The organism is Pseudomonas sp. Tav-5-1A (genome assembly GCF_055755055.1).
On the sequence record NZ_CM146901.1, the window covers coordinates 5824066 to 5841969 of the forward strand.

The window sequence follows — 17904 nt, forward strand, 5'->3', positions numbered from 1 at the left end:
TCAGTTCCCCTTGTTCAGGCTGTCGGCGTGGCCTTCTTCGCTGCCTTCGTGGGCGGCGGAGAGAGGACGTGCAGGCGTACGCGTTTGACCAGGGCCACCATGGGTAGCTTCTGCGCCTTCGTGGGTTTTCGGACCCTTGCGCACCAGGCGCATCATGTAGCCGAAGCCGGTGCCGAACAGCGAGAAGTACACCACCACGAACAGCACCAGGGTGATGCTCATCTGCGTCACGCTGTGGTTGGACACTGCATCGGCGGTGCGCAGCAGGCCATACACGACCCACGGCTGACGGCCGATTTCAGTGGTGAACCAGCCCGCCAGCAGGGCGATCAGGCCCGATGGGCCCATGCACATGGCCAGGGTCAGGAACAGGCGGTTGGTGTACAGGCCACCGCGCCAGCGCAGCCAGGCACTCCACAGGCCCACGGCGATCATCAGCATGCCCAGGCCGGCCATGATGCGGAACGACCAGAACACGATCAGCGAGTTCGGGCGGTCTTCAGGCGGGAACGACTTCAGCGCCGGGATCTGCTTGTCCAGGCTGTGGGTCAGGATCAGGCTGCCCAGGTACGGCACTTCGATGGCGTACTTGGTCTTCTCTTCCTTCATGTCCGGGATGCCGAACAGGATCAGCGGGGTCGGCTCGTTGCCGACGTTTTCCCAGTGGCCCTCGATGGCGGCGATCTTGGCCGGCTGGTGCTCCAGGGTGTTCAGGCCGTGGGCGTCACCGACGAAGGCCTGGATAGGCGCGACGATCAGCGCCATCCACATGGCCATGGAGAACATCTTGCGGATGGCCGGGTTGTCGCGGCCACGCAGCAGGTGCCAGGCCGCCGAGGCGCCGACGAAGAACGCTGTGGCGACGAACGCGGCGATAGCCATGTGCGCCAGGCGGAACGGGAACGAGGGATTGAAGATCACCGCCAGCCAGTCCACCGGAATCACGCGACCGTCGACGATCTCGTAGCCCTGCGGGGTCTGCATCCAGCTGTTGGAAGCCAGGATCCAGAAGGTGGAGATCAGCGTGCCCACGGCCACCATGACGGTGGAGAAGTAGTGCAGGCCACGGCCCACACGGTTCCAGCCGAACAGCATGACGCCGAGGAAACCGGCTTCCAGGAAGAACGCGGTCAGCACTTCATAGGTCAGCAGCGGCCCGTTGACGGCGCCGGCGAAGTCCGAGAAGCGACTCCAGTTGGTGCCGAACTCGTAGGCCATGACCAGGCCCGAGACCACGCCCATGCCGAAGTTGACGGCGAAAATTTTCGACCAGAAATGGTACAGATCGCGATAGGTGTCATCCTTGGTCTTGAGCCACAGGCCTTCGAGCACGGCCAGGAAACTGGCCAGGCCGATGGTGATGGCGGGGAACAGGATGTGGAACGAGACCGTAAACGCGAACTGCATTCGGGCGAGATCTAGAGCCTCTAAGCCGAACATATGGTTTCCTCTATCAGATGAATCATCTGCGTGCGTCGGGGGACGCCCCCGTCAACTCGCACCGACAGCCCTCACGGTTAATGAGTGCGGCGCGCGAAATGTGTTCTGAGTATTCAAGTGTGGCAGTGACCAATGGCCTCAACACAACGCGGCTGCAACGTGTATTGACCAGGATCAATGATCCCTAAAAGAGTAGACCCAATCCGCGCAGTTAACTGCGTGGTCTATTGTCACGCGGCACGTTGCCTCACCCTTCTAAAGCAGGGGGTTCGGCCAATTTCGGGGATCGCGCGAGAGGATTGCGGCGAATGGCAACGAATGCCATTTACGTAACCTGCAGTTACAAACTAGTGATAATCTCGCGCCTCCCGCCCGCGAGGTTGCCCTGCCCCATGTCCAGTTCCGCTGTACTGCTGCTGCGTCATCACCGTCCTTTCATGGCTTTCTGGCTGGCGCGGGTGTGCACCGCCAGTGGCTTCCAGATGCTCACAGTGGCCATTGGCTGGCACCTCTACCAGCTGACCGGCAGCGTGCTCGACCTGGGCCTGGTGGGGCTGGTGGAATTCACCCCGCGGGTGCTGTTCATGCTGCACACCGGGCATGTGGCCGACCGCTATGACCGACGCAAGGTAGCTGCCATCTGCCAGACGGGGCAGGCGCTGGTGGCCCTGGCCCTGGTGATCGGCAGCAGCACCGACAGCGTCAGCCGCGACATGATCTTCGTGCTGGCCTTCCTGCTGGGCAGCGCCCGGGCGTTCGAGATGCCCACCACCCAGGCGCTGCTGCCCAATATCGTGCCCACCGAGTTGTTCCCCCGCGCGGTAGCGGCCTCGGCCTCGGCCATGCAGACCGCCACCATCGTCGCGCCGGCGCTGGGCGGCTTTCTATATGCGTTCGGCAGCGTGTGGGTGTACGGCCCTACCGTGGTGCTCTATGTGCTGGCGCTGTCGCTGATGCTCAGCCTGCCGGCGCGCCAGACCCCGCTGAACAAGGGCAAGGCCACGCTGCAGTCGCTGCTGGCCGGGATCAACTTCATTCGCAGCCGCCCGGACATTCTCGGTGCCATTTCCCTGGACCTGTTCGCGGTGCTGCTGGGCGGCGCCACCGCGCTGCTGCCGGTGTTCGCCCGCGACATCCTGCTGACCGGCCCCTGGGGCCTGGGCCTGCTGCGCTCGGCGCCAGCGGTGGGGGCGCTGCTGATGTCGTTCTGGCTGTCGCGCTTCCCCATCGAGCGCAAGGTGGGCCGCACCATGTTCGCCGGCGTCGGGGTATTTGGCGTGGCGACCATCGCCTTCGGCTTGTCCACCTCGTTCTGGTTCAGCCTGGCGACCCTGGCGGTGCTGGGCGCGGCAGACATGATCAGCATGGTGATCCGCGGCGCATTCGTGCAATTGGAGACGCCGGACGAGATGCGCGGCCGGGTCAGCGCCGTGAACGGCCTGTTCATCGGTGCCTCGAACCAGCTGGGCGAGTTCGAATCGGGCCTGACGGCGCACTGGTTCGGCACGGTGCCGGCAGTGGTGCTGGGCGGCGTGGGCACGCTGGTGGTGACCGGCACCTGGATCAAGCTGTTCCCGACCCTGGCCAAGCGCGATCACATGCTGAACCGCGAGAAACCCCTGTAACCATCTCGCTTACTGTGGGAGCTGGCTTGCCAGCGAGCTGTGGAGGCCCGAAAAGCTCGCTGGCAAGCCAGCTCCCACATCACGCGGGGTTAAAGCGACACACGCATTCACCGCCAGCCAGCCATGCTGGTATGATGCGCGGCTTTTTTCGGCCCCTCGGCGAGCTTGTGCTTTGCTTGAGGGGTCAATTCATTCACGGCGCCGGGGCGCGCCACGGGGATCAGGCATGCTGGAAAGGCTGTTTCAACTAAAAGCACACAACACCAACGTGCGTACCGAGATACTGGCGGGCATCACCACGTTCCTGGCCATGGCCTACATCCTGTTCGTCAACCCGAGCATCCTCGGCGAGACCGGCATGGACAAGGGCGCGGTGTTCGTCGCCACCTGCCTGGCCGCCGCCATCGGCTCGACCGTGATGGGCCTGATCGCCAACTACCCGATTGCCCTGGCACCGGGCATGGGCCTGAACGCCTTCTTCACCTACACCGTGGTGCTGCACATGGGTTACACCTGGCAGACCGCGCTGGGCTCGGTGTTCATCTCGGCCGTGCTGTTCTTCCTGCTGTCGATCTTTCGCATCCGCGAATGGATCGTCAACAGCATCCCGCTGCCGCTGCGCTCGGCCATTGCCGCGGGCATCGGCCTGTTCCTGGCGCTGATCGCCCTGCACAACGCCGGTATCGTGGTCGGCAACCCGGCCACCCTGGTTGGCCTGGGCGACCTGAAGCAGCCTGCACCGATCCTGGCCACCCTGGGCTTCGTGCTGATCGTGGCCCTGGAAGCCCTGAAAGTGCGCGGCGCCGTGCTGATCGGCATCCTGGCAGTGACCATCGTCTCGATCCTGATGGGCTTCAGCCCGTTCGGCGGCGTCACCTCCATGCCGCCATCGCTGGCCCCGACCTTCCTGCAGCTGGACATCAAGGGCGCGCTGAACGTGGGCCTGGTGAGCGTGATCTTCGCCTTCCTGTTCGTTGACCTGTTCGACAACTCCGGCACCCTGATCGGCGTGGCCAAGCGCGCCGGCCTGATGGGCAAGGACGGCCACATGCCGAAAATGGGCCGTGCGCTGATCGCCGACAGCACCGCGGCCATGGCCGGTTCCCTGCTGGGCACCTCCACCACCACCAGCTACATCGAGTCGGCGGCCGGCGTGAGCGCCGGCGGCCGTACTGGCCTGACCGCCATCGTCGTGGCCCTGCTGTTCATCCTGGCGCTGTTCTTCGCCCCGCTGGCCGGCAGCGTGCCCGCCTTCGCCACCGCCCCTGCCCTGCTGTTCGTGGCCGTGCTGATGATGTCGGGCCTGGCGGAAATCAACTGGGACGACATCACCGAAGCCGCCCCGGTGGTAGTCACCGCCCTGGCCATGCCGTTCACCTACTCGATCGCCAACGGCATTGCCTTCGGCTTCATTTCGTGGACACTGATCAAGCTGCTGTCGGGCCGCACCCGTGACCTGAACCCGGCGCTGATCATTCTGTCGATCCTGTTCGTCATCAAGCTGGGCTGGTTCAACGCATGAGCACGGTAGTGAACCCGGCGGACTACAGCCGCCAACTGGACGAGAAAACCGCGCGCCTGCGCGAGCTGCTGGCGCCGTTCGATGCCCCGGAACCTGCGGTATTCGACTCGCCGCGCGAGCATTACCGCCTGCGCGCCGAGTTCCGCCTGTGGCGCCAGGACGGCCAGCGCCACTACGCCATGTTCGCCCCGGGTGAGAAGCACACGGCCATCCTCATCGAGGAGTTCCCGATCGCCAGCCTGCGCATCAACGAACTGATGCCCAAGCTCAAAGCTGCCTGGCAGGCCAACGACGCCCTGAGCAACAAGCTGTTCCAGGTGGAGTTCCTCACCACCTTGGCCGGCGACGCCATGGTTACCCTGTGCTACCACCGCCCGCTGGACGAGCACTGGCACGTGGCCGCCGAGCAACTGGCCGCCGACCTGGGCATCAGCCTGATCGGCCGTTCCAAGGGCAAGCGCGTGGTCATTGGCCGCGACTTCGCCGTGGAAAAACTGGACGTGGCTGGCCGCGTGTTCAGTTACCAGCAGCCTGAAGGCGCGTTCACCCAGCCCAACGGCACGGTGAACCAGAAGATGCTGACCTGGGCCTATGAGGCCCTGGGCCAGCGCGACGACGACCTGCTGGAACTGTACTGCGGCAACGGCAACTTCACCCTGCCCCTGGCCACGCGGGTGCGCAAGGTGCTGGCCACCGAGATCAGCAAGACCTCGGTGAACGCCGCGCTGAACAACCTGGCCAACAACGCCGTGGACAACGTCACCCTGGTGCGCCTGAGCGCCGAGGAGCTGACCGAGGCGCTGAACGAGGTGCGGCCGTTCCGTCGCCTGCAGGGCGTGGACCTGAAGAGCTACCAGTTCGGCAGTGTGTTCGTCGACCCGCCGCGTGCCGGCATGGACCCGGACACCTGCGAGCTGACCCGTCGTTTCGACAACATCCTGTACATCTCCTGCAACCCGGAGACCCTGGCCGCCAACATCGCCCAGTTGCACGATACCCACCGTATCGAGCGTTGCGCGCTGTTCGACCAGTTCCCGTATACCCACCACATGGAATCGGGTGTGTTGCTGGTTCGTCGTTGAGCCAGAAATGACGCGGCCTGCGGCCGCTGCTACAAGTCCCGTAGCAGCGGCCGCAGGCCGCGTCATCCTGTTAGAACGCGAAACACGAACAGCCAAACGCGCCCCAGAACCCCTGGAAATCACTGACCGGCACGCTCGACTGCCGCGCCCTGTCGTGGCTGTGCGCATGCACCCCGCATGGCCCGCTGCACTGGTGCACCTGCTGCAGCACCGGCGACTGCGGCCGCCAATGGCCCGGGACGATGGCCACTGGCGACCAGTCCGGCGTCACCGGCAGGGTTGGCGGCGCCAGCTTGTCGAATTCGCCCGCCGCGTGCACCACCTTGCCGTCCACCACGGTCAGCAGCGACTCGATCCACTTGATCGCCTCTTCCTCAACGCTGAAATAGTCCGCCGACAAGGCCACCAGGTCCGCCAGTTGCCCAACCTTGATCTGGCCTTTCTTGCCCTGCTCGGATGAGAACCAGGCGCTGCCATGGGTGTACAGCTCCAGCGCGGTATCGCGCTCCAGCCCCTGTGGGTAAAGCTCCAGGCCGCCCACGGTCTTGCCGCTGACCATCCAATACAGCGAGGTCCATGGGTTGTAGCTGGACACCCGCGTGGCGTCGGTGCCCGCGCCCACCGGCACGCCCTCCGCGAGCATGCGCTGGATGGGCGGGGTCTGCTCGCCAGCCTTCTTGCCGTAGCGGTCGACGAAGTATTCGCCCTGGAAGGCCATGCGGTCCTGGATGGCGATGCCGCCGCCCAGCGCCTTCACCCGCTCGATGTTTTTCGGCGTGATGGTCTCGGCGTGGTCGAAGAACCACGGCAGGCCGTTGAAGGGAATGTCGCGGTTGACCTTCTCGAACACGTCCAGCATCCGCGAAATCGACTCGTCATAGGTGGCGTGCAGGCGGAACGGCCAGCGCTGCTCCACCAGGTGGCGCACCACCGGTTCCAGGTCCTGCTCCATGGTGGCCGGCAGGTCCGGGCGCGGCTCCAGGAAGTCCTCGAAGTCGGCGGCGGAGAACACCAGCATCTCGCCGGCGCCGTTGTTGCGCAAAAAGTCGTTGCCCTGGCCGTAGCGGGTGCTGGCGGTCCAGTGCTGGAAGTCGGCCAGCTCTTCCTTGGGTTTCTGGGTGAACAGGTTGTAGGCGATGCGCACGGTCAGTTGGTCCTTGGCCGCCAGTTCGTTGATCACCTCGTAGTCATCGGGGAAGTTCTGGAAGCCGCCGCCGGCATCGATGGCACTGGTGACGCCCAGGCGGTTGAGCTCGCGCATGAACTGGCGGGTGGAGTTCACCTGGTACGCCAGCGGCAGCTTCGGCCCTTTGCTCAGGGTGGAATACAGGATCATGGCGTTGGGGCGGGCCACCAGCATGCCGGTGGGGTTGCCCTGGGCGTCGCGCTGGATCTCGCCGCCGGGTGGGTTCGGGGTGTTGCGGTCATAGCCCACCACGCGCAAGGCGGCGCGGTTGAGCAGCGCGCGGTCGTACAGGTGCAGCACGAACACCGGGGTGTCGGGTGCGGCCTTGTTCAACTCGTCCAGGGTGGGCATGCGCTTTTCGGCGAACTGGAATTCGTTCCAGCCGCCCACCACCCGCACCCACTGCGGCGCCGGGGTGCGCAGGGCCTGCTCCTTGAGCATGGCCAGGGCATCGACCAGCGACGGCACGCCTTCCCAGCGCAGTTCCAGGTTGTAGTTGAGGCCACCGCGGATCAGGTGCAGGTGCGAGTCATTGAGCCCGGGGATGACCGTGCGGCCGCGCAAGTCGATGACCTGGGTGGCGCTGCCGCGCAGGGCCATGGCCTCGGCGTCGGTGCCCACGGCGACGAACTTGCCGTCCTTGATGGCCACGGCGCTGGCCGTGGGCTTGGCGCGGTCGACGGTGTGCAGGCGGCCGTTGTGCAGGATCAGATCAGCAGTGACGGTGGTGTTCATGACAGGGTTCCTTGTTGTCTGGGGTCAACGGGCGTGGGGCTTAGCGGGCTTGCAACCAGTTGCTCAGCCAGCGGGTGGCCCGCGGCATGAACACGTAGACCACCAGCAGCACGACGCTCAGGGTGATGACGGTGTTGGCCGGGGCATAGCCGCCCAGCCAGGGAAACAGTTTGAAAACCGGTGCCCACAACAGCGGCACGATGAAGCTCAGCGGCAGGATGACCATGAAAGTCACGCAGGCCTGCTTCCAGCGCGGCGGCTGGGGTGCGCCGGCGTCCACCGGGGTGAACCAGAATTCGCGGTCGTTGTTGATTTCCAGTTGGTCGCCGTCGGCCAGCATGGGCTTGGCTTCTGCCACCAGGCGCTGGCGGTCGGCGGAATCCAGCCAGCTTTGCAGCTGTTCGGTGCTGGCGAAGCGCAGCACGCTGGTGAACAGTTGCAGGCCGTTGCTGTGGCCGCGCATGACATCGATGCCCAGGTGGCCGGGATAGCTGCGGGCGATACCGATGATGCGGCGCAGCCATTCTTCGTAACGCGATTCCTGGCCTTTGCTGATGCGATGGCGAACCAGCAGGGTGACGACGCCATCGGCCATTTCGATGTTCATGCCTGACTCCTTTCACACAAATGCGGGAAAGCGAACCGGGACCTTGCGGCCCCGGGCGCTGAGCTTAGTTGACCTGGCGTTGTGGGGCCTTGTGCACCATGGTGTAGGCGTAATCCACGCCCATGCCGTAGGCGCCGCTGTGCTCGCGCACCAGGCCCATCACCGCGTCGTAGGTGTCCTTGTGCGCCCAGTCACGCTGGAATTCGAGCAGCACTTGCTGCCAGGTCACCGGTACCGCGCCAGCCTGGATCATGCGCTGCACCGACATGTCGTGGGCTTCCTGGGTGGTGCCGCCGCTGGCGTCGGTGACGATGTACACCTCATAGCCTTCGGCCATGGCTTCCAGCGCCGGGAAGGTCAGGCACACCTCGGTCCACAGGGCGGCGATGATCAGCTTCTTGCGGCCGGTGGCCTTGACCGCCTCCACGAACTTGGCGTCTTCCCAGCTGTTCATCGACGTGCGCTCGATTGGCTTCTGGCCAGGGTTCACCCCCAGCAGTTCCGGCCAGATGAAGCCGCTGAAGCTTTCGGTTTCAACCGAGGTGTAGATGGTCGGCACGTTGAAGATCTTGGCCGCCTTGGCCAGGCCCACGGTGTTGTTCTTCAGGGTCTGGCGGTCGATGGACTGCACGCCGAAGGCCATTTGCGGCTGGTGGTCGATCAGGATCAGGGCGGCGTTGGTTGGGTTCAGCAGTTCGCGGATGGACATGGTGTATTCCTTTTCTGATGTCGATAATCGGGTTTGAGTTGGCTGACGCTGTTCCCTTCGTTGGGCGCTGTGTGCGTCTGGCTTGGTGCTAATGTAGGCGCGTGCAATATCCGAGACAATTCCCTAAAATCGAGAATCATTGATTCCATTTTGGGGACACCGATGGACCGTATCGACGCCATGCGCGCGTTTGTCACCACCGTCAACGAGAACGGCTTCGCTGCAGCCGCCCGCGCGATGGACGTGCCGCGCTCGAAAATCAGCAAGCAGATCCAGGCCCTGGAGGAAGACCTGGGCGTGCAATTGCTGCAGCGCACCACCCGCAGCCTGCACATGACCGAGGCCGGCGCCGAGTACTACGAGGCGGTGCGCGAGGTGCTGGCGTCGGTGGATGAAGCCGAGCAGCGCGCGCGCAGCGGCCTGGGCGAGGCCCGTGGGGTGCTGCGGGTGAACGCGCCCATGTCGTTCGGCCTGCGCAAGCTGGGGCCGCTGATTCCGCTGTTCCATGAACAGCACCCACAGATCGAGCTGCAGCTGGTGCTCAGCGACCAGCAGGTGGACCCGGTGCGCGGTGGCTTCGACGTGACCATCCGCATCGCCAGCCTGGGCGATTCGAGCATGGTGGCCAAGCAACTGGCGCCGGCGCCACGGGTGCTGGTGGCTTCCCCCGCCTACCTGGAGCGCCACGGCATGCCACAGGAACCGCGCGACCTCACCAACCACCAGTGCCTGAACTATGGCTACCTGCAAAGCGGCGTCAGCCTGCAGTTGAGCAACGGCCGCGAGACCCAGCGCGTGCACGTCACCGGCCCGCTGCACGCCAACAACGGCGACCTGCTGGCCACCGCTGCCGAGGGCGGTATGGGCATTGCCCTGCTGCCTTCGTTCATCGTCGAGGAAGCGCTGGCGGCAGGCCGCCTGGTGGCCGTGATGTGCGAGTGGCAGGCGCCAGCCATCAGCATCAACGCCGTGTACCCCACGGCGCGGCGCGTGCCGCAGAAGACCCGCGCATTCATCGAGTTCATGGTGGCGCACCTGGCCCCCACAACCCCGTAGCAGCAACTGTCTTGTGGGAGCTGGCTTGCCAGCGAGCTTTTATGGCCCCAACAGCTCGCTGGCAAGCCAGCTCCCACAAGAACCCGGGCTTACTCGCGAAAATGGCTGGCCACCTGGCGCATGTCGTTTTCGTCCAGCACTCCGGCGGCAGCCTTCAGCTCTACCGATGCCAGCAACCAGCCGTGCTGCGCCTCGTGCAGTTCCAGGCGGGCGCGGTACAGCTGTTGCTCGGCGTCCAGCACGTCGAGGTTGATGCGCTCGCCGCCCTGCTGGCTACGCCGCGTGGCATGCAACTGGGCCTCGGCGCTGGCGGCGGCCAGGCGGTAGGCGTGCACCCGCGCGGCGCCGCTGCGGGTGGCGTTGTAGTGGCGGCGCAGGTTGTTGAAGGTGGCCAGGGCCTGGCCGTCCAGCTCGTGCTGGGCCTGGGCCAGGCGGCTGGCGGCCTGGCGCGTGGCAGCGCTCACCCCGCCGCTAGCAAACAGCGGCACGTTCAGTTGCAGGCCAACGGTGTTGGTGTCGAACGCCTGTTGATAACTGCTTTCTGAATCCGACTGCGACTGGCGGTTGCTGGCGAACAGGCTCAGCTTGGGCAGGTGCCCGGCGCGCTGGCGCTGCACCTCCTGCTCGGCAACGTCCAGGCCGCGCCGGCGCGCCAACAGCTCGGGGTTGCGGCTGCTCGCCAGCTGCTGCCAGGCCTCGAACGTCGCGGGCTGCAACGCGGGTAGCTGGATGTGCTCCGCCAACGGCTGCAACTGCGTCGGCGCCTGCCCCAGCAGCGCCTGGAGCTCGCGCGCGGCGCTGTCCTGGGCGTCCAGGGCCTCGAGCTCCTCGGCAACTGCCAGGTTCAGCCGCGCCTCGGTCTCCAGCACGTCGGTGCGGGTGGCAACGCCGTCCTCGAACAGGCTGCGGTTCAGCGCCAGCCGCTCACCCAGGGCGTGCTTGCGCTCGCGGCTCAGCTGCGTGCGCCGCGCCGCCAGCAGCGCGTTGCTGTACAAACGCACCACCCGCACCCGCAGCGCCTGCTGCTGGCCCTGCCACTGGGCCTGGGCCTGGTGCGCCTGGGCATCGCCTTGGCGCCAGCGCGCCAAGGCGTCGAAATCCAGCAGTGGCTGTTGCAGGCTGAGGGTGGCGGCGTGGCTGCGGTAGTCACGGTCCTGGCGTTGGCTGCCCTGGCTGACCTGCGACTGGTTGCGCGAGTGGCTGTAGCCCCAGCTCAACGTCGGCAACAGCGCGGCGCGGCCGATGGCCCGCTGTTCGAGCCCGGCCTCCCGCGCCGCGCCCGCCGCCTGCCAGGCCGGGTCGTTGCGCCGGGCCAGCTGGTAGGCGTCCAGCAGGCCCAGAGCCTGGGCGTTGCTGGCGAGGGCCAGCGAGGCGAGCAGCAGCAGTACAGGTTTCATCACTCCTCCACCAACGCGAGGTGGCTGCGGTCGCGCAGCGGCTTGAGCAGGTAATTGAGCAGCGAGCGCTCGCCGGTGCGCACGAAGGCCTGCACCGGCATGCCCGGTTGCAGGGTCAGCCCGGCCAGCTGCTCGGCGCCGGTGACTTCGGCGCGCAGCAGGTAGTAGGGCTCGCCGTTGCGCTCATCCTGCTGGCGGTCGGCGCCCACCAGAGTCACCCGCCCGGCCACTCGCGGGGTGGTGCTTTGGTTGAACGCCGGAAACAGCAGTTCCACCGGCAGGCCCGGGCGTACCTTGTCGACCATGTCCACCGGCAACCGCGCTTCCACCTGCAAGGGTTTGCCGGCCGGCACGATCTCCAGCAGCACTTGCCCGGGAGCCACCACCTCGCCCACGGTGCTTACCTGCAAACCGCTGACGCGCCCGGCCGCCGGGGCTATCAAGGTGCTGGCAGCCAGCTCCTGTTCGGCCACCGCCAGGCGATGACGCAGCTCTTCGGCCTGTTGCCGGGTGTCGGCCAGCTGGCTGCCGGCATCACGGCGAAACGCCTGGGTCAGGTGCTGCAGGCGCAGGCGCTGCTCGTCGACCTGCCGCTGCAACAGCCCTGCCCGCCCCTCGTCGACGCTGATGACCGCCGTCAGCTGCGCCAACTGGCGCTCGTCGGCCAGCACCCGGTGGCGGCTGACGTGCCCTTCGGCGCCCAGGCGGCGCAAGCTGGCCAGTTGGGTCTCCAGGCTCGCTTGCTGGGCACGCAGGCTGTGCAAGGACGCCTTGAGGCCGCGTAACTGCGCCTCGCTGCCCTGGATGGCGGCCCGCATGGCCGCGCGTTCGCTACCCAGGCTGGCGGTGCGGCTGGCGTGAATCTGGCCCTGTAACGCTATGGCGTCCGGGCTTGAAGCCTGTGGGAACACCGGCATTGTTTCCTGCTGTTCGGCCGCCAGGCGCGCGCCTTGTGCCTCGGCGGCCTGCCATTGGCTGCGCAGGCTGCGTACCTGGCTGTGCAGCAGCGGCTGGCGCAGGCGCAGCAACGGCTGCCCCGCGGCCACAGACTCGCCGTCGCTGACCAGGATGCTGTCCAGCACCCCGCCGCTGGCGTGCTGCACGGTCTGCCGTTGGCCCACCACGGTGAGGTGCCCGGCCACTGCCACGCCCTGGTCCAGCGGCGCCCACATGGCCCAGGCGAAAAAGCCGCCCACGCCCAGCAGCAACACGGTCCAGCCCAGGCGCGCCGCTGCGCGATCATCCTTGAGCCTGCTCATGCCGCCACTCCCTGTTCGGCCAGCACCGTGGCAGCGGGGCCGAAGCGGTGCAGGTGGCCCTCGCGCAGGATCAGCAGGTGGTCGACGCGGCTGAGCACGTTGGCACGGTGAGTCATCAGGATCACCGTGCGCTGCAGCGCCTTCAGGCGGTCGATGGCCGCCAGCAATGCCCGCTCGCCCGCCTCGTCGAGGTTGGCGTTGGGCTCGTCCAGCACGATCAGCGCCGGCAGCCCGTACAGCGCCCGCGCCAGGGCGATGCGTTGCTTCTGCCCACCGGACAAGCCGGCGCCGCCCTCGCCCAGGCGGGTGTCGTAGCCCTGGGGCCATTGCAGCACCAGTTCATGCACGCCGGCCAAGGCTGCGGCGGCCAACACCTTGTCGGCGTTGGCCGGGCCGAAGCGGGCGATGTTTTCCGCCACCGTGCCGGCAAACAGCTGGATGTCCTGGGGCAGGTAGTCAATCTGCGGCCCCAGTTGCCGCAGCGGCCAGTGGCCCAGCTCGGCGCTGTCCAGCCGCACCTGGCCGGCCATGGGCGGCCATACCCCTACCAGCACCCGCGCCAGGGTCGACTTGCCGCTGCCGGACGGCCCGATCACCCCCAGCACGCTACCCGCCGGCAGGCTAAGTGCCAGCCCGTGCAACGTCGGCGCGCTGCAACCGGGTGGGCCGGCGTCAACGCTTTGCAACGCCATCGCTCCCTTGGGCGCCGGCAAGCGCTGCGGGTCGGCTGCCGGCGGGTGCTCCCGGAGCAACTGCACCAGGCGCTGGTAGGCATCGCGGGCCGGCCCCCATTGCTTCCAGGCGCCGATCAACTGGTCGATGGGCCCCAGCACCCGCCCCATCAGGATCGAACCGGCAATCATCATCCCCGGGCTGATCTGCTGCTGCACCGCCAGCCACGCCCCCAGCCCCAGCACCAGCGACTGCAGCGCCAGGCGGATGCCCTTGGCCCAGGCGCCCACCGCCGCCGAGCGTTCGCTGGCCAGCCCATACAAGTTCAGGAACGCTTGCTGCTGCACCTGCCAGCGCCCACGCAATGCATCGAGCATGCCCATGGCCTGCACCGCCTCGGCATTGGCCAGGTGCGCCGTGGCCTGCTGCGTAGCCGCCTGGGCCAACAGCCCTGCACGCGCCTGGAGGCCACCGCACAGGCGCTCGTTGAGCCACGCCAGCAGCACCAGCACCACCGCGCCGCCCAGCGCCAGCCCACCCAGCGCCGGGTGGAACACGAACAGCACCCACAGGAACAACGGAAACCACGGCGCATCGAACAGCGCGAACAGCGCCGTGCCGCTGGCGAATTGCCGCAGGCACGCCAAATCCGCCAACGCCTGCCGCGCCGCACCGTGGCCGCTGCGCAACTGCGCGGCGTGGGCGGCATCGTGCACCCGCGCCTGCAAACCCTGCTCCAGCTGCGCACCCAGGCGAATCACCAGCACCCCGCGCAGCCAGTCCAGCGTGCACATCAGCGCCAGCAGCCCCAACACCATCAGGGTCAGCATCAGCAGGGTCATTTCGTTGCCCGAGGCCAGTACCCGGTCATACACCTGCAGCATGTACAAGGCCGGGGCCAGCATCAGCAGGTTGATCGCCGCGGAAAACACGCCGATGTCCACCAGCGAACGCCGGGCAGCCGCCAGCGCACTGCGCAATTCATTGCCAGAGCGGTGCATTCAGAGGGTTCCTTGCAAAATATTCACAGAAGCCCGCCGAGCGGCGTTGACGGCACGCCCGGCGCTCCCCACAATTCAGGAGCGCCATGACCCTGGCCTAGAGAACTCGGGTCACAGCGCTGTGTCAGCGGAGCGGGTGGGAGAGCAATCTTCCACTCGCTTTTTTACGCCTGCGGTTTAGGCGGCGAAGGCCCAGTCCCACCAGGATTGCTCGGCGTTCGCCACGACCAGGTTCGGCAGGGCGACAGGTGCAGCTACCGGTGCCGCGGCAGCTACCTGGTCAAAGGTGGCGGCGGTGGACAGGTTGTACTCCGAGAGCAGTTTGTTGAGGGTTGCCTCCAGCGGGTCGGCGTTGCCGTTCATGAGGCCGTAGACGACTTCGTGGACGGGGTTGCCGGCGCGGCCTGCGCCTTCCGGGGCGGAGAGGTCGAGGCCGTTGAAGGAGACGTTGTTTTTAGCGAGGGAAAAATCGGCGCCTTTGCCACCGGTGAGATCCCGACCCAGTTCGACGTTGTCCAACGTGCCCCACAGGTAGTGATTCAGGTTGGGATCAGATACGCCGAACAACTTGAACACATAGTTCAACCCGCTGGCGGTATCACTTTCGGCAATAACTGCATAGTCAGAGACTTTACTTGGCGTCGCATATTGCTCCCCGGTGAACGAAGGGAGCATACCTGCAGTGTTGAAGCCACCGGTAGCCCCAGCACCGTGCCCTGCTGTCACAAACCCAGTTTCCCAGGTTTGCAGGTAATCGCTGATTTTGGTAGCACCCAACTCAGCCTTATAGCTAACAGAAACGCTCATAAACACACCTCTCAATATCGACGGATATAGCCGCCACTTTCTGCCCTGAAGCGGGCAAACCTTTTACCTCATCAAATTCTTTAGAAGCTGTACTGCAAAGTTCCAGTCAGAGTTCGCCCACGCGCGATTGCAAGATTCTCGAAATCAGCTTTTGGCACAAAGTAAGCCTCATCCGTTGCATTTTCCAACGCAAGAAAAGCGCTGAGCTTTTTTGTCACGGCGTAACTTCCGTATAGATCATAGGCAATGTAGGAAGGCCAAGCTGCCAAATCCCAACGCTGGCGATTCGCGCCTTTATCCAGGTCTTTGCCGTAGCCGGCGCTGTATCTTGCACGGAGCCCGACATCAAGCTTTTTTTCAAAGAACCGGGCACCCAGCGTCACTGAGCCCTTATCTGCCGGTGTATACGTTGCATTACCAACGATAAAGTTACACCTAACCTCCTTATTTGCTTCAGCGTCATTTACGAATAGGTATTTTTCACTATGAGGTGCACTGATCGCCTTCGTCGCACCGCCCATGAAATGCGAGGGACCACAGAAAGTGTTCTGCCCAATCAATCTTGTGTAAGTAAAATTAGCATAAACCCGTTCAAGATCGTAATCAAGCTGATACTCAACCCCACGATAGCGCACTTGTTTCTGATTGTTTACGTTAGCAAGATTTGCAAATCGACCATACGGATCAGTTCTTGGAGGAATCACCTCAAGCATCAAAAACATCATATTATCAATGCGAGTGTCAAAATAATTCACCTTCATTGCAAAGCGATCACCTGCTACCAACATTGATCGCTTGAATATATTTAAACCCAGTTCCCAATTCGTCGAAGACTCCGGCTCAAGCGTAGGATTTGGGAATAACAGGGCGCTCCCACCACGCGAGTGTGGGCTTCCGGACATGAACATTTCGGTTACGCTAGGTGGCCGCCACCCCCGCCCCCAACTGGCATAAAGCTGCGCCCATTCGACACCAGGCTTGATGCCCAGCCCAAAATTCGGCGACCAACGCCCGCCGCTTACATCGACATTGTCACGATACTCGACCGGACGTTTTCGGTAGTAATGAAAACCAACCGGTGGATACTCATATCGTGTGGAATGCGACTCGCCGTAAGCCCGAAATTGGTCGTAGCGAAATCCCGCATCAGCGGTCAGCCAACCACCGTAGTCGTACTGCCAGCGGTTGAAAATGCTGGCCATGGCGCGATTCCCCTCGGGAGTGGCGCCAATAATCAATGGCGTAGTGTCCTGATTCTTTGCGGGTTTGAAGTCGCTTTGGGGACTGAAGTTGTCATGAAAAACCTCTCCACCCACCGTCCATCGCGATTGCCCGTGGTGACCATGATCGAATCGCGCCACGTTCTGCAGCTGCATGCCCCACGTCGATGTACGGTATAGCGAATCAAACGGCGCAATGGCGTTACCCGAATCTTTCGATGCTTCATGCCCCTTGTTCCAGCGCGCAAGCCGAGTGTCAACGAAGTAGGCCTTGGCCTGAACGTCCACCAGCGGGTTTTCTGGTTGGTAGCTGTAGTCCAGTGCATAGTTCTGGACATTCATCCTATCGCGGTTAATACGGATATATCCTGCGAATGGCTGCCCCAACAACGGCCCGGCAGTCGCACCATCCGCACTGATACGCAGGTAACTCGCTTGAATCCGCTGATCATTAGGTAGATTCAAACCAAACTTAAACATCTGCGAACGATTGGCCCCATCCATGAAATCCACGTCCGACGCCAGCCACTTGCGAAATGTCTCTTCGGATAAGTTTCGACTACCCAACTGCTCCCCCAACCGCCGATCATTATTATTCCCCGCCCGATAATCCCCGAACCGCCGCTCACTCACCCCCAGCAAGATATCCCCACGCTCATCACCAATCGCCAACACCCCGCTGCCATTGAAGTGCGTGCCGTTGCCCAACTTGCCTATCCCGTGCCCCACCCGCACGCGGCCGCCGACGTCCTTGCCGTCCTGCAGGAAATCGCTGGCCTGGAAGGTGCGAAACGTCGCGATGCCGCCCAGCACGCCCGCGCCGCCCTGGCCGGCCTGGGTGCCTTTTTCGATATCGACGCCGGCCACCATCTCCGGGTCCACCAGGATCACGCCGTTGCGCTGCTGGTGGCCGCTGACGTTGAAATTCTGGCGCATGCCATCGATGTTCATGTTCACGCGGCCGTAGTCCTGGACGCCGCGGATGTTCACCGACAAGCCGGGGTCGCGCTGGTTGACGGCGGTGTAGACGCCGGTGCTTTCCTCGAGCATGTCGGCGCTGTGGCGCGGCGGGCGGTTGTCGATCATGCGGCGGCTGATGTGCGAGACGCCGCGCGGCTCGTGGTACACCCAGTCGCCAGCCTTGGCGGGGGTATCGGAGTCGGCGCTGATATCGATCATGTCCAGTTCCAGCGCACCACCGTCGACGGCGCCGGGGCGCGGCACCAGGCTGAGGTGGCCATTCTCGCCGTGGCGCAGTATCAGCGGGTGGCCGCTGATGATCTGCTCCAGCGCCGCTTGCGCGGTGTAGCTGCCCTTGAGTGCGGTGCTGCGCAGGCCGGCCAGCAGGCGGTTGTCATACAGCAGCGTGACGCCAGTAAGCTGGACGAATTGCTCGACTGCCTGCTTCAGCGGCTGTTCGGGGATGTCGAAGGCCTGGGTACGCGACTGGGCGCTGGTGCCGCGGCGCTCGTCCGCGTACGCCAGCCCTTCCCCGGCCAGCAGCGTGAACAAGCCCATGTGGATGGCAAGTGCGAGCCGGCAGGTCGCCGGGGTTGCCTTGCGGTGGGTGACAGACATTGAGTTTC

At 64.7% G+C, this 17904-nt stretch carries 13 protein-coding genes; 4 read left to right on the plus strand and 9 right to left on the minus strand.

Translation table 11 applies throughout. The features are described from left to right. A complete protein-coding gene (locus AC0J42_RS26860; protein ID WP_416426996.1) occupies positions 1-1440 on the minus strand; it encodes a cytochrome ubiquinol oxidase subunit I in 1440 nt (479 codons plus the stop codon). A gap of 392 nt (positions 1441-1832) precedes the next feature. On the opposite strand from AC0J42_RS26860, the gene AC0J42_RS26865 reads away from it, so the two are divergent. From AC0J42_RS26865 to trmA, 3 genes are all read left to right on the plus strand, one after another. Further along, entirely contained in the window at positions 1833-3065 is a 1233-nt protein-coding gene (locus tag AC0J42_RS26865; RefSeq protein ID WP_473004543.1) for an MFS transporter, read from the plus strand. 226 nt (positions 3066-3291) lie between these two features. Beyond that, positions 3292-4587: an NCS2 family permease gene (locus AC0J42_RS26870; RefSeq protein WP_416426998.1), complete on the plus strand. Its 1296-nt coding sequence runs from the start codon at positions 3292-3294 to the stop codon at positions 4585-4587. Beyond that, positions 4584-5669 (plus strand): tRNA (uridine(54)-C5)-methyltransferase TrmA, encoded by a 1086-nt coding sequence (gene trmA, locus AC0J42_RS26875; RefSeq protein ID WP_473004544.1) that lies wholly within the window; start codon positions 4584-4586, stop codon positions 5667-5669. The genes AC0J42_RS26870 and trmA overlap by 4 nt, the downstream gene beginning before the upstream one ends. A 70-nt stretch (positions 5670-5739) precedes the next feature. Here the strand turns inward: trmA and AC0J42_RS26880 are convergent, their stop codons facing one another. The 3 genes from AC0J42_RS26880 to AC0J42_RS26890 form a co-directional block, all read right to left on the minus strand. Next, positions 5740-7590 carry an amidohydrolase gene (locus AC0J42_RS26880; protein WP_473004545.1) on the minus strand — a complete coding sequence of 617 codons (1851 nt, stop codon included), beginning with the start codon at positions 7588-7590 and terminating at the stop codon, positions 5740-5742. 40 nt (positions 7591-7630) lie between these two features. Then, a complete protein-coding gene (locus AC0J42_RS26885) occupies positions 7631-8197 on the minus strand; it encodes an antibiotic biosynthesis monooxygenase (protein WP_416427001.1) in 567 nt (188 codons plus the stop codon). A 64-nt stretch (positions 8198-8261) separates the two neighbouring features. Then, positions 8262-8906, minus strand: a complete 645-nt coding sequence (locus tag AC0J42_RS26890) for a hydrolase (protein WP_416427002.1) — start codon at positions 8904-8906, stop codon at positions 8262-8264. Positions 8907-9068: 162 nt separating this feature from the next. Between AC0J42_RS26890 and AC0J42_RS26895 the strand changes: the two genes are divergently transcribed. After that, positions 9069-9962 (plus strand): LysR family transcriptional regulator, encoded by an 894-nt coding sequence (locus AC0J42_RS26895; RefSeq protein ID WP_473004547.1) that lies wholly within the window; start codon positions 9069-9071, stop codon positions 9960-9962. Positions 9963-10051: 89 nt separating this feature from the next. On the opposite strand, the gene AC0J42_RS26900 is transcribed toward AC0J42_RS26895, so the two are convergent. The 5 genes from AC0J42_RS26900 to AC0J42_RS26920 form a co-directional block, all read right to left on the minus strand. Next, positions 10052-11359, minus strand: coding sequence for a TolC family outer membrane protein (locus tag AC0J42_RS26900; protein WP_473004548.1), 1308 nt, complete (start codon positions 11357-11359; stop codon positions 10052-10054). Further along, on the minus strand, positions 11359-12618 hold the full coding sequence (locus AC0J42_RS26905) for an HlyD family type I secretion periplasmic adaptor subunit (RefSeq protein ID WP_473004549.1): 1260 nt from the start codon (positions 12616-12618) through the stop codon (positions 11359-11361). The genes AC0J42_RS26900 and AC0J42_RS26905 overlap by 1 nt, the downstream gene beginning before the upstream one ends. After that, positions 12615-14291 carry a type I secretion system permease/ATPase gene (locus AC0J42_RS26910; RefSeq protein WP_473004550.1) on the minus strand — a complete coding sequence of 559 codons (1677 nt, stop codon included), beginning with the start codon at positions 14289-14291 and terminating at the stop codon, positions 12615-12617. Before AC0J42_RS26910 ends, AC0J42_RS26905 begins: the two co-directional genes overlap by 4 nt. A gap of 177 nt (positions 14292-14468) precedes the next feature. Beyond that, a complete protein-coding gene (locus AC0J42_RS26915; protein ID WP_473004551.1) occupies positions 14469-15098 on the minus strand; it encodes a heme acquisition protein HasA in 630 nt (209 codons plus the stop codon). Between the two features lie 80 nt (positions 15099-15178). Beyond that, complete coding sequence (locus tag AC0J42_RS26920; protein ID WP_473004552.1) at positions 15179-17896, minus strand: TonB-dependent receptor; 2718 nt, start codon at positions 17894-17896, stop codon at positions 15179-15181. Positions 17897-17904 lie beyond the last annotated feature (8 nt).